At 72.7% G+C, this 12,630-nt stretch carries 11 protein-coding genes and 1 pseudogene; 4 read left to right on the plus strand and 8 right to left on the minus strand.

All coding sequences use genetic code 11. The features are described from left to right. Nucleotides 1-14 precede the first annotated feature (14 nt). From IF78_RS43230 to IF78_RS0101400, 8 genes and pseudogenes are all read right to left on the minus strand, one after another. Nucleotides 15-1,393: pseudogene (locus IF78_RS43230) on the minus strand (YcaO-like family protein). Further along, entirely contained in the window at nucleotides 1,390-2,871 is a 1,482-nt protein-coding gene (locus IF78_RS0101370) for a CocE/NonD family hydrolase (RefSeq protein WP_031475535.1), read from the minus strand. The pseudogene IF78_RS43230 and the gene IF78_RS0101370 overlap by 4 nt, the downstream one beginning before the upstream one ends. Next, nucleotides 2,868-3,713, minus strand: a complete 846-nt coding sequence (locus IF78_RS0101375; protein ID WP_031475533.1) for a hypothetical protein — start codon at nucleotides 3,711-3,713, stop codon at nucleotides 2,868-2,870. Before IF78_RS0101375 ends, IF78_RS0101370 begins: the two co-directional genes overlap by 4 nt. A gap of 93 nt (nucleotides 3,714-3,806) precedes the next feature. Continuing rightward, the gene (gene amiA, locus IF78_RS49380; RefSeq protein ID WP_244889785.1) at nucleotides 3,807-3,920 is read right to left on the minus strand and encodes a streptamidine family RiPP; all 114 of its coding nucleotides are present in this window, start codon (nucleotides 3,918-3,920) and stop codon (nucleotides 3,807-3,809) included. 58 nt (nucleotides 3,921-3,978) lie between these two features. Then, on the minus strand, nucleotides 3,979-4,800 hold the full coding sequence (locus IF78_RS0101385) for an ABC transporter ATP-binding protein (RefSeq protein ID WP_031475531.1): 822 nt from the start codon (nucleotides 4,798-4,800) through the stop codon (nucleotides 3,979-3,981). A gap of 20 nt (nucleotides 4,801-4,820) precedes the next feature. After that, nucleotides 4,821-5,828: a FecCD family ABC transporter permease gene (locus tag IF78_RS0101390; protein WP_031475529.1), complete on the minus strand. Its 1,008-nt coding sequence runs from the start codon at nucleotides 5,826-5,828 to the stop codon at nucleotides 4,821-4,823. Further along, nucleotides 5,825-6,970, minus strand: coding sequence for a FecCD family ABC transporter permease (locus IF78_RS0101395; protein ID WP_234439691.1), 1,146 nt, complete (start codon nucleotides 6,968-6,970; stop codon nucleotides 5,825-5,827). Before IF78_RS0101395 ends, IF78_RS0101390 begins: the two co-directional genes overlap by 4 nt. Nucleotides 6,971-7,074: 104 nt before the next feature. Beyond that, complete coding sequence (locus IF78_RS0101400; protein WP_031475525.1) at nucleotides 7,075-8,052, minus strand: ABC transporter substrate-binding protein; 978 nt, start codon at nucleotides 8,050-8,052, stop codon at nucleotides 7,075-7,077. 90 nt (nucleotides 8,053-8,142) lie between these two features. On the opposite strand from IF78_RS0101400, the gene IF78_RS0101405 reads away from it, so the two are divergent. From IF78_RS0101405 to IF78_RS44820, 4 genes are all read left to right on the plus strand, one after another. After that, the gene (locus IF78_RS0101405) at nucleotides 8,143-9,342 is read left to right on the plus strand and encodes a hypothetical protein (RefSeq protein WP_031475523.1); all 1,200 of its coding nucleotides are present in this window, start codon (nucleotides 8,143-8,145) and stop codon (nucleotides 9,340-9,342) included. Nucleotides 9,343-9,467: 125 nt separating this feature from the next. Next, nucleotides 9,468-10,295, plus strand: coding sequence for a class I SAM-dependent methyltransferase (locus IF78_RS0101410; protein WP_031475521.1), 828 nt, complete (start codon nucleotides 9,468-9,470; stop codon nucleotides 10,293-10,295). Between the two features lie 499 nt (nucleotides 10,296-10,794). Continuing rightward, nucleotides 10,795-11,919: a PP2C family protein-serine/threonine phosphatase gene (locus IF78_RS0101415; RefSeq protein ID WP_031475519.1), complete on the plus strand. Its 1,125-nt coding sequence runs from the start codon at nucleotides 10,795-10,797 to the stop codon at nucleotides 11,917-11,919. Between the two features lie 77 nt (nucleotides 11,920-11,996). Then, nucleotides 11,997-12,551 (plus strand): ATP-binding protein, encoded by a 555-nt coding sequence (locus tag IF78_RS44820; protein WP_051827445.1) that lies wholly within the window; start codon nucleotides 11,997-11,999, stop codon nucleotides 12,549-12,551. The last annotated feature ends 79 nt before the right edge of the window (nucleotides 12,552-12,630 follow it).

The raw sequence follows: 12,630 nt of genomic DNA on the forward strand, positions 1-12,630 counted from the left end.
GGGGAGGAGGTCCTTCACATGTGCGGCGGAGGAGCCAGCGTGTAGTCCTCCGGCGCGCTGGGCGCGGTCGTCCGCCAGCCGCGGGTGACGGCCGCCTCGGCCAGGCGCGGGCAGCCGAAGTAGCCGAAGGCGGCGGGGGCGTTGGGCAGGAGCCCGGAGACGAGGACCCGGGCGACGCGCAGCGACGTCTCGGCCACGTCCTCGGTGGTGAGGTCGAACGTCATGATGCGGTGGCCGCCCTCGTGGAGGGCGCGCTCCAGCCGGTCCCGGCTGCCGGGCTCGACCGCGTCGATGGAGACGGTCCCGTGCGCGGGGTCGGTGAACCGCCGGGCCTCGGGCGTCATCCGTTCGTCCAGCCACACCTGGACGTGCGCGCCCAGGTCCCGTACGTGCTCGAACTGTTCGCCGCACACGTCGAGATAGCGGCCGTCCTCGCGGTGGTCCAGGTACAGCCCGCGGGCGAGCAGCCCGGCCTCGACGGCCTGGAACACCCAGCCGTCGGGGTCGGTGAGACCTCGGGTGAAGACCCAGGTGTGGACGGCTTCGAGGACGGCCTTGCGGGCGGCCTCGGCCGGGTCGTACTTGCAGGCGAAACCGGCGGCGTACAGGCCGAGCCGGGGGTCGTGGACGAGCGCGGCCATGCAGGGGGCGAACTCCGAGGGCATCTCGACGAGATGGACGTCGAGCGCGGATCCGGCGAGGTCGTCGGTGAGGCCGGGCACGGTGCCCGGATCGATGCCGCGGGCAGGGCCGTCGAGGTGCCACCACAGTTCGAGCGCGTCGCGTTCGACGATCTCCAGCAGGCCGCGCTCGGCCGCGTCGTCGAAGCCCTGCCCGGTGGCGATGCCCGCGTAGTTGAGGTGGTGGGTGCGCGGCAGTGAACGCAACTCGCCTTGGCGCCAGTTGAGGTGGGTGAGGGCGACGGGCGCCCAGACCTCGACGGCCCCGCCCTCGGGCAGCCGTTCGGTGCCACGCGTCCACAGGTACGGCGTGTCGGCGGTGAGGGGCGGTAGGGGAACTTCTCCCGGGCGTACTGCCAGTCGGCGTAGGCCGGCAGTTCGTCCGGCCCGTACAGCCGCAGCCCCTTCTCGGTCAGTTCGGCGGCCGTGGCACGCAGGGGGGCGTCGGGATGGCCGGGCGGCGGCACCCGGTTGCCGCAGTACCGCTCGATCCCTTCGGCTATCGCGGCTGTTCGAGAACTCTCGGGGTCGCCGAAGGTGGTGCCCAGCGACACCCGGTCGGCGGGCCACAGGCCGAGGAGGCGGGCGTCGGCGATCTCGGCGGTGAGCGCGGTGTAGCGGGGCGGTGCGCCCACGGGGTGCTCGACGGGCTTGACGTCGCGGACGATGCCGCAGACGGGGTCGACGAGTGCTTCGAGCGGCAGCGCCGTCATCGCGGGATCTCCTCTGCGGGATGGGCGGACGTGGGACGGGATCGGAGCACGGGCAGCCGGAGCGCCACGCTCCCGGCGTCGACCTCGCGCCGGGAGGGGAGCAGCCGGGTGGCCGTGACCGGGTCGTCGCCGGTGTGGGGGTTGCGGGCGTGGGCCGGGAAGTGGTGCCCGGCGATCTCCAGGCGGAGCCGGGTGCCCGCGGGCAGCCGCCGCGCGAGCCGGCCGAGTCCTACGGTGAACTCGGCTTGCCTTCCTGGCGGTTCCTCGCGCCGGACGACCCCGACGCCGAGCCGCTGAACAACCCCCTCGGGGGTGAGCGCGACGAGCCGGACGGCCCAGTCGGCGGACGGCGTGTGGGCGGTCGCCCGCAGCCGCACCTCCACGGGCCCGACCACGTCCAGCGGACGCGGCAGCGGCGGAGTGACCAGCAGGCAGCGGTCGGGCGGACCGTTCGTGGGAACGGCCAGGTCCTCGGACGACACGGGGCGTTCGGGATCGGCCGTCAAGGAGCAGCCGTGCAGCAGACGTACGTTCTGCGTGCGCGGCTCTCCCTCTGCGTCGGCGGGCACCCACAGAGTGCTGCCGCCCAGGCCGACCACGCCACGCCGCCCGGGAGCGAGGTCCCCGGCGAGAGCGCGGCGGGCCCATCGCACGTAGAGCTCGCCGAGGCTCACCCGGTGCGCCGGATCGGCGTCGGGTCCGGGCTCCGCGACGAGGCCGTGCCCCCAGGGTCCCAGCAGCAGCCGCGCCGACGGACCGCCCCAGCGGCGCCACAGCGTCACAGTGTCCTCGGTGAAGTGGTCGTGGTGGCCGCCCACCGCGAGCAGGGGCATCCCGGCGTACTCCGCTCTTGAGAGAAGCAGGCCGCGTTCGCGGTGCCGCCACAGGCCCGGCCACGAGGGCAGGCTCCGGCCGAGCCGGTCGGGGAGGCCGGTCAGCGGCAGATGGGTGAGCAGGCCGGGGTCCGCGGCGAGGGCCTTGTCCAGGGCGTTGCCGTCGGAGTCCGGCCGGTCGCCGTGGGCCGCCCACCATCCGGCGCGGGCCAGCAGCCGTTCCACGCCGGAGGGCTCGCGGGCCGTCTCGGCGGGGCCCAGCGCGGGCACGGCGGCGATGACGGCGTCGGGCCGGGCGTCCGTGGGCGCGTCGAGCGCGAGCGCGAGGGCGCAGTGGGCGGCATAGGAGGCGCCGACGGCGACCAACCGCCCGTCATTCCATGGCTGTCGGCGGATCCAGCGGGCGGTCGCCGCTCCGTCGGCGGCCTCGTTCTCGTACGGGTGCCACTCCCCCGGCGACGTGTGCCGGCCCCGTACGTCCTGGACCAGTGCGGCGAACCCGCGGCGGGCCCAGCCGCGCAGCTCGGCGCGGTGCCGTGTCCGGTCGTAGGGCGTGCGGATGAGGACGGCCGGGAAGGGGCCGTCGCCGTCCGGGAGGTGGATGTCGGTGGCGAGCCCTTCGACGGCCACGGTGAACAGCGTCATCCGGCCTGCTTCGGCGTCGGGGCGACGTCGGGAACGGGCAGCACCGGGTGCTCGGTGACGGTCAGCGTGCGCAGGTCGACGCGCCGGAGCCGGCGCCGGGCCGGGAGGCCGTCCGCGTCGGGCGCGCCGGTGATCCACCGGCTGAGGTCGTCGGCGAGCAGAGCGGCCAGCAGCCCCGCGGCGGGGGCGGTGAGGTGAACCGGCGCACTGGACGTACGAGGCCCGCTCCAGTAGGCGGCCAGCTCCCGGTGCGCGGGGGTGGCGGCGAGCCGGCGGGCCCGGACGTGTGCCGAGGTGACGTCCCCGGCAGCGGCCGCGAGGGGCTCGACGTACGCCTGCCAGCCCTCGCGGTGGCAGCGCAGCCAGGCGATGCCTCGCTCGGGCAGCCGGTCGGCTGCGTCCCACAGCCCTTCGGGCACGGGCCCGTCGAGACACCACACGACGGCGGCGGGATCTCCGGCGGACAGGTCGTCAGGTGACGGTGACGTGCCGCTGTGCACGGCCGTTCGCGGCTCGGCGCCCAGCGCGCGCAGGAGCACGGCCAGTGGTTCGGTCAGGACGGCGTCGCCCAGCAGCCGGATGTCCCGGCGATCTGCGGGCCATCGCGGGCGCTGAGGTTCACCCGCGAGGTACCCGGCGCCCTCGAAGGCCCGGACGATGCGGTTGAGTTCGCCGTCCGGCTCAGCTGCGGTCGTCGTACCGGAGAGGCGGGACAGCAGGGCGTCCTCGTCCGCGTCCCCCGTCCTGACACTGAGGAACTCGCCCTCCACCGTGCGGACGGCGAGCCCCCGCCCGGGTACGGCGACGACCTCGACACCGGGCGCGAGCTGGCTGCGGGACACGTCGATCCTCCTGTGGGGAAGGGGCCTTGGAAGGGCGTGGGCCCGCCCGCACGGTGCCGGACGGGCCCACGGTCGAGGGCGCTGGACCCTTGCTTACTCCTCGGTGTCCTCGAAGGGGTTCTCGACGAGCGCGTTGGAGTGCGTGGCCGAGGCGTGAGCCAGCTGACCCGGGTCGGCGATCGGCGCGAAGACCTTCTCGTTGTCCATGAACTCTCCTTCTTCGTCAGGGAGATGGGTCGCTCTGGGGAGCGCCACACAAAGAACACTAATGAACATGATTTTCATATTCTAGTGCCAGGAGAGGGTGATCTGGGTAACACACGGGCCAGCCGCCTTCGGGGTCCCGGCCGACCCGGCCGGCCACCCGGAGGACGTCCGCGAGCAGCCCCGGCGTGACGACCTCCTTCGGCGTGCCGTCGGCCACCACCCGGCCGTCGCGCAGCGCGACGATCCGCTCGGCGAACCGGGCGGCGTGGGCCAGGTCGTGCAGCACCATCACCACGGTGAGGCCGCGTTCCTCACGCAGCCGGACCACCGTCTGCAGCACGTCGAGCTGGTGGTGCAGATCCAGGTAGGTGGTCGGCTCGTCCAGCAGCAGGACCCGGGTGTCCTGGGCGAGCGCCATCGCGAGCCGCACCCGCTGGCGCTCACCCCCGGACAGCGCGTCGACATCACGTTCAGCCCACTGCTCCACACCGACGTCGCGCAGTGCGCGGCGTACGACGGGATCGTCGCCCTCGCGCAGCATGCCGAGCGGACCGCGCGCCGCGTACCGCCCCTGCCGGACGAGCTGCCGCACCGTCATGCCGGGGACGGCCGGGGCCGACTGGTGCAGCAGCGCGACCCGTCGGGCGGTGGCGCGCCGGGACAGCCGGGCGAGGTCGTCCCCGGCGAGCAGGACACGCCCCTCGTCCGGCTGCAGCAGCCCGGCGGCGAGCCGCAGCAGGGTTGATTTCCCACAGCCGTTGAGGCCGATGAGGGCGGTCAGCTCACCCGGCCCGACGGTCATGTCGACGCCCCGCAACACGGGTTGGCCGGGGTAACCGAAGTGGACCCCCTCGGCGCGGATCCCCACGGACTCGGTCATGCTCTGTCCTTCAGTCGACATCAGAACGTACGGCTCGGCGCGCGGCGCACGACGAGCAGCAGCAGCGCGGCCCCGAGGCAGGCGGTGAGGGCCCCGACCGGCAGCGTGAGCCGCCCGGAGTCCAGTGCGGCCGCCAGCAGCCGCGAGGACAGCTGCGCCGCCGCGTCCGCCCCGCACACCACGGCCGCGCCCACCAGGGCGGCGCCGGGCAGGGTCACCCGCAGGTCGGCGCCGAAGACGGCCAGGGCGAGGTGCGGTACGAGCAGCCCGACGAACCCCAGCGCCCCCACGGCGGCCACCGCACCCGCTGTCAGCGCCACCGCGCACAGCAGGGCGAGCGCCCGGGCGCGGGCGGCGGACAGCCCGGCGGCGAGGGCGATGTCGTCCCCGCAGCGCAGCAGGGTCAGCGGTCCGGCCAGCAGCCAGGCGGCGGCACCCCAGGCCAGCGCCCACGGCCACAGCAGGTGCCAGTGCTGCCACACCCGGCCCTCCGTAGTGCCGACGAGCCACTGCACGACGCTGCCGAGTTCGCCCGGTGCGACGAGCAGCACCATGGCGGTGAGCCCGCCGAGCACCGCCGACACCAGCACCCCGTGCACGGCGGTCTGCGCCGGGTCGCTCCGGCCTCGTCCGGCGAGCAGCCACAGCAGCGCGGCCCCGGCGCAGCCGCCCACGCACGCGGCGACGACCACGGCGAGGGGCGATTCCCACCCCGCGAGTCCGAGGCCGGTCGCGGCGACGGCACCGAGCACCGCACCCGGCGTCACCCCCGTCACCTCGGGTCCGGCCAGCGGGTTGCGCAGCGCCGACTGCAGCACCAGGCCCGCCACGCCGAGGCACGCCCCCGCACCGAGGGCCACCAGCAGTCGGGGCAGCCGGAGTTGGAACAGGATGTGCCGTTCCGTCGTATCGCCGCCTCCGCCGAGGACGTCCCAGACCACGGCCGGGGACATGCCGCGCCCGGCCACCAGTTCGACACCGGCGCATACGACGGTGAGTGCGGCGAGTACCGCGAAACGCCGGCTCACCGGACCTCCTCCGCTCCGGTCGCCTCACCGCGTGAAGCGGAAACACCGGAAGGGCCGTCGCTCCCGGGAGCCCCTCGACGGACACCCTCTCGGGCCCCCGTGGAAGGCTCCTCCTTCTCCGAAGGACTGGAGGGCACGGCTTGGGCGCCCTGCCGCGCCGAGCCCGCGGCAGCGGTGCCAGCCGCCCGACGCCGGGCCGCCGGCCTGCGGCTGCCCGACCGGAGCAGGGCGACCCCGGCGGGCACACCGACCAGAGCCGTCCACGCGCCGACCGGCGTCTCCACGGGCGCCAACGCAAGGCGGGCCGGGACATCGGCGACGACCACGACGACGGCGCCCCACGCCGCCGCCCAGGGCAGCCAACGCACCGCGTCCGCCGCGGGATCGAACCACCGCGCCAGGTGCGGAGCGAGGAAACCGACCCACGCAACCGGCCCGCACACGGCCGTCACGGGCGCGATCAGCACGACGGCGATGGCCAGCGCGGCCAGCCGGGCCCGCTGGGCGCGCACACCCAGCGCCTCGGCGTCCTCGTCCCCGAGCCGCAGCACCGAGAGCACCGGCGCGCACAGCACGAGCGCGGGGACCGCGGCGAGCAGCCAGGGCCACAGCCCGGTGACGTCGTCCCAGGTACGGGCGGAGAGCGAGCCGAGCAGGTAGCGGTAGATCAGCTGGAGGTCGAGCTGGTCGGCCATCACCATCAGCACGAGCAGCGCGGCCTGCAACGCGGCGGCGACCGCGGCGCCGGTGAGCAGCACGGCGGACGGACTGCGCCCCAGCCCCGCGGCGAGCAGCGTGAGCCCGCCGCCGAGCGCGGCCCCACCGATGGCCAACAGGGGCTGAACAGCGGCAGGAAGGGACACCGACAGCACCAGCGGCGCGGCCACCCCGAGCGCGGCACCGGACGACACACCCAGCATCTCGGGGACGGCCAAGGGGTTGCGCAGCGCCTCCTGCAGCACGAGCCCCGCCGCACCCAGACACGCCCCGGCGACAAGCGCCAGCACCAGCCGGGGCACGCGCAGCTCGGTGACGACGATCCCGGCGAGCGTGCTGTCCGCGTCCATCAGCGCACCGGGCAGCCGGTGCAGCGGGACATACGGCGTGCCCAGGCTCAGCGCGCAGGCCGACGCGGCGACCAACAGGGTGACCACTACGGGCAGTTGCCATAGTCCCGCTCCGCGCACGGATCGCCGTCCGCCGGATGCCGGGTCACCTGCTGTGGTGTGCGTCGCGGTGGGCGCGCTCACCGCAGCGCGGCCGTGGCCTCATCGAGGATGATGCCCAGCGAACGGGTACCGCGCCCCTTGGCCCACACCTCGGAGTTCACCTCGTGGACGTCGCCGTTCTTCACCGCCGGGATCTTGCCCCACAGGGGGTTCTTCGCCAGCTTCTCCGACAGCTTGCCGTCCGCCTCACCGAAGCTCAGTGTCTCGACGAACAGCACGTCGACGTCCGCCGCGAGGATCTCTTCGAGGCTGTAACTACCCTCAACTCCACGGGACTTCCAGGGGTAGTCGGCGAGCTTCGGGAACAGGCTGGCGCCCACGTCCGTCTCCGGGGTGGCGACGCCGAAGTTCTCGTCACTGCCGTAGATGATGAGCGCGGTCTTGTCGCTCCTGGTCTTCTCGGCCTCGGCGAGCTTGGTGCGGAAGGTCTTCTCGGCCTTCTCGCCCTCGGCGGTGCGGCCGGTGAGTGCGGCCACATCACGCAGGTAGCCCACGCTGTCCTCCCACGTCTCGGGCTGCATGGGCCAGAAGGTGGTGACGCCTTTCAGGGCCGGGGCGAGCTTGCCGTGGGTGTCCTCCAGGCCGATCACCAGGTCGGGCTTGTGGGAGAGGATCGCCTCCACCTCGGGCGCGATGAACCCGCCCGGGATGACGTCGACCTTCTTCGCCTTCTCTTCCCCAAGGAAGTCGGGCTGGGCGAGGACTGCGCTGTTGGTGGCCGTGGGGACGATGCCCAGCTCGGTCAGGATGTCGTCGCAGAGCGCGAACAGGCAGACGATGCGCTGCGGTTCCTTCTCGAGGGAGACCTTGACGCCGCCCGCGTCGGTCAACGCCCGTGTCGCCTTGATGGGTTCGACGGTGACGTCGGTCTTCGGGCCGGCCGCGGCGGCCTTCTCACTCGCCGGTTCGGTGGACGATCCGCACCCGACGAGCACCGAGCCCACTAGCGCTGCGGTGATCCAGCTTCGGACGAATCTCGACGGTGAGCGCAGCATCGATGCCCTCGCTTCTTCTCAGGGACCCGGAACGCACCGAAGATACATGATAATCGTTTTCAAAAGGACCAGTTTTCCATGGAGGCATCGATGACAGCCGCCCTTGCTCTGCTGCTCGTCTCCGACCACGTGGAGGGATGCATCCACGTGCTGACAGTGCCGGACGGCACCGAGACGGGCCGCCTCACCGGCCGTCACCTCTCGGAACATGCCGGGTTCCTGGCATTGCCGGGCGGGCGAGCGGCCTGCGTCGACGACCGCAGGGGCGAGCTGCTGGTGCTCGACCCCTTCGGCGACGAGCTGGTGGAGACCGCGATCCCGGTCGCCGTGCCGGCCGAGCACCTGGCCTGCGACCCGTCCGGCCGGTGGGCGGCCGTGACGACGGGCCTGGGCGAGAACGCCGAGCCCTGGTCGGACCTGCTGACGGTCGTCGACCTCACGACGGGCGACGCGGCCCGGGTACGCACGCGCGTCGGCGAACCAGGCGTGACGGTTCTGGGCAACGGCGATCCGCTGGTCGTCCTACGGCACCGGGAGCCCGGCACGCTGACCGTCCACCGGTTCACCGACCTGCTCACGGCACCGCCCGGCTGCCCTCCGGTCACGCCCCACGCACACCTTCCGCTGCCGGACGACGGACACGGGGACGCTCAAGACCCGTACTCGGGCCACGTGTTCGCGGCCACGGGTGACGGGGTGCACCGGGCACGCCGTGAGGGCGACGTACTCGTCCCGGAGCGGACGATCCCCTGGGATTCCCCTGCCCGGGGCTGGTACCTGCGGCTCGACCCTCGGCGACGAGCGCTGTGGTCGACACTGCGGGGCGGCCCCGCGGACCCGCTGCGGTGGCCGGAATGGACCAACCAGGCATGGCGCCACGACCTGGAGACGAACCGCACCACTCTGACGGAGCTCGGCCCCGGTCTGGTCTTCCGGCTGGCCCTCGCCCAACACCACACGGCGTTCACCCGCATTCACCCGGACGGCGACGAACTGATCCTCCTGGACGCCGACGACACCGCCCGCCGCGTCCCGCTTCCCGCCATGGACGGCGCACCCCGCCGCGGCGGCACCCCTTGGGAGGGCGTCCAACGCCGTGCGGTGGCCGCCTCACCGGGCTCCGACTGGGTCGCCGTCACCCGCGGCGGGCACGGTGAGGTCCACGTCTTCGACGCCCGAACCGGCAGCGAAGCAGCCCGATGGAAGCTTGACACCCCCCTGGGCCACGGCGGCCACGCGATGCTGCGCACGCAGACCGACGGCGCCCAAGGCGATGCCGTGGGCCGCTGACAGCCGGGCCGCGCCTCGAGGCCGGTGCAGGGCAGGCGGTCTCGGCCCGGGCCAAGCTCTTACAATGGGATCCATTTTCATATAGCGTCAAAGGCTCCCAGTTCCCACAGGAGAGGGAGGCAGTCATGGCAGAGCGCACCGCGCGCCTGGGCACGGTCCAGGAAACGCTTCTCATCCCCCTGTACGGCCGGGCAGTGGAGAGCCGTAAGCGGGACGCGGTCCTGCGCGACCCCGTCGCCGAGGAGCTCGTCGCGGCGATCGACTACGACTTCGCCCGCTTCGACGGCCTGCCCAGTCTGCTCGGCACGGTCCTGCGCACCAGCCTGTTCGACCGCTGGGTGGCGCACTTCCTCGCGGAACATCCCACCGGCACGGTGGTAGAGATCGGCACCGGCCTCAACACCCGCTACGAACGCACCGACAACGGCCGGGCCCGCTGGTTCGACCTCGACCTGCCCGACGTGATCGAACTGCGCCGCACCTTCTTCACCGACACGCCACGTCGCACGATGATCCCCGCGTCCGTGACGGACGCGGCGTGGGCGGACACCGTCGCCGTGCACTCCGGCGGCCCCTGCCTTTTCGCCGCCGAAGCCGTCCTGCCCTATCTCCCGGAGACGGACGTCCGCGAGGTCATCGGCCTGCTCGCCGACCGCTTCCCCGGCTCCCTGCTGGCCCTCGACACGTCCGGCCCCGGCCACTTCGACACCCAGGACCAGCACGACGCGCTGAGCAAGGTCGACGCCCGGATGCAGTGGAACTGTGCCGATCCGGCGAAGCTCGCTGAGTGGCGAACGGGAGTCGAAGTACTGGCCTCCCACACGTTCAGCAGCCTTCCTGCCGCGATGTACAACGAACTTCCGGCCCCCGTCCAGCAGATGCTCAGCGGTCTCGCCGCCCAGCGGCTGCCCCGGGTCGAGGACTACCGGCTGAACCTGGTCCGGCTGCCCTGACAACCGCAGGTGCGCACCGACCCGCATGGCGTGGCAAGTGCCTACGCTCATCACCGCCCAGCCAGCGATACCACGTTGACTGGGCAGCTACCTGAGTGGATCGCGCACTGAATCCGCCAGACCGGAACGCATGAAGTTCGGTCCCCGCGCGGCCGCGCGCCATGGAGAAGGCCCTGGTAGGCGTGAGCCGTGCCGGGCCGTCGAAGAACAAGGGGCCGCCGCTGGCCAACCGGCGATCGTGGGCTGTGTTGCGCGCCCGCACGGGGAACTCCGCAGACTACGTCAGCGCAAGAGCAATGCTCACGGCATGATCCACGCGAGGCTCAGCGACCTGCCGGCCACTGAGGAGTAACTCCACCGCCTCGACGCCACGTGTCAGTAGAGAGGCACTGCGCTGCGGCGAAGCGTAACGGGACTCGACTGCACCTGATCGCGGGGAGGCCGCGCGTGCAACAGGTCAGCGGAGGTACAAAACGTCTCGGGGGTGTATCCAGGTTGCATGGGTGCTCGAGGACCGCACGGCAGCCATCGCCGATCACGGGAGCCATATCAGGCTCTGCTGGCGGTACCGCTCGGGCTCATCGTCGTCGTCACGGTGGGCGACATCCTCGCTCCCCCCGAAGTGCATCTCGGCCCCTTCCTGGCCGCCGCTCCCGCCATCACCGCATCGTTCGCAGGCCCTCGCACCACCGGGTGCGTCGGGGCGGTCGCAGTTCTCGCTCAGGCCGTGATCGCGATCGTGCGCACCAGTCTCACCGACCTCAACCACAGTTTCCAGCTCACCGCGCTTGTCCTGATCTCGGTGTTCGTCACGCTGTTCGCCCACCGGCGCGAGCGACACGAGAAGGAACTGATGCAGCTGCGCTCGGTGGCGGAGGCCGCACAGCAGGTCGTGCTACGACCGCTGCCGCGCCGGATCGGCCCGCTGCGGATCGCGTCCGTCTACCTGGCCGCCGAAGCCGAGGCACAGATCGGCGGCGACCTGTTCGCCGCAGCGCGTGCCGGGCAGGGGACCCGGTTCATCGTCGGGGATGTCCGGGGCAAGGGCCTGGAGGCGATCGGGGACGCTGCCCTCCTTCTCGGCGCCTTCCGCTCCGCCGCCCACCGGCAGGCCGACCTCGCCGCGCTGGTCGCCTACCTGGAGGGGACCGTCTCCTCGGACCTGGACGACCCGGGAGCGGCCCTGTCGGGACCCGGATCCCCCAGCGAAGCCTTCATCACCGCCGCCATCCTGGACATCCCCGACGACACACCGGTCCTTCGTCTGATCAACTGCGGCCACCCACCGCCTCTGCTGCTGCACAGGGGCCAGGTCATCTCGCTCGATGTGGACGATCCGGCCCCGCCCCTGGGGCTCACCGAGTTCACCGCCTCCCCCTTCGCCGCGAAAACCTTCCCCTTCGAGCCCGGCGACACCCTCTTGCTGTACACCGACGGCGTCATCGAGGCTCGCGACGGCTCGGGGACCTTTTACCCGCTGGCCCAGCGTCTGAGCGCCGTGCCCGAAGGCGAGCCTCAGGGACTGCTGCGTCATCTGCAGGAAGACCTCCTCGCCTACACGCCGGGAGGGCATCTGGGCGACGACGCTGCCATGGTGGCGATCGAACGCCAGAGCCGCGGCTAGATCGTCGGAATCATGAGCGTCAAGCACCCCCCTGCCCACGAAGCGTCCCGGCGGGCGGCTCGCGCGAGCACGGCGAGTTGCTCGGCGTCGAGGCCACCGCCGCCGATGTCACCGCGTTCCTGGAGGCCCTCGGTTTCGATCCGGAGGACGACGGGGGTGGGCAGGCCGTGCTGCACAACGGCGCCCTGACCGACGCGGCGATCGAGCGCGCCGACCGCGAGCCGGCCATGACAGCCGTCCTGACCTGCCTGCGCTCCAGCCCGGCGGTGTCAGAGGCCTGGCTGCGCGACCGCGTCCCCCACGACCCGGGCCCGCCCCCTCGCGCACCTGCTGGCGGCGGGTGTCCTCGCCCCCCACCCGCGCCTCCCGGGATCATGCACGGGGGCGGTCCCGTCCGGCACTCACTGCGCCTGATGCCTCTCCCGGACCGCACGACGAGTCTGCGGGTCGAGGTCGTCGACAGCGGGCGCGGGTGGGACGGCCCCGCTTCTCGCAGCCCATTCGCCGATGCCGACGAGTGCCACGGTCGGGGGCTCCACCTGGTCGACGCGCTGGCGGCGGAGTGGGGGCACGAGGTGCTGAATGACGGCCACACCGTATGGGCCGACCTCGCCGTCCCCGCAGCGGTGTGAACGAAGACCTGACGGGCTGGTCACCGCTCCTATTCGCGCCCGTCCAGTGCCGGCACCCGCCCCGGTGCATCCGATGCCA

Source organism: Streptomyces bicolor (genome assembly GCF_000719285.1).
Classification (GTDB): domain Bacteria; phylum Actinomycetota; class Actinomycetes; order Streptomycetales; family Streptomycetaceae; genus Streptomyces; species Streptomyces bicolor.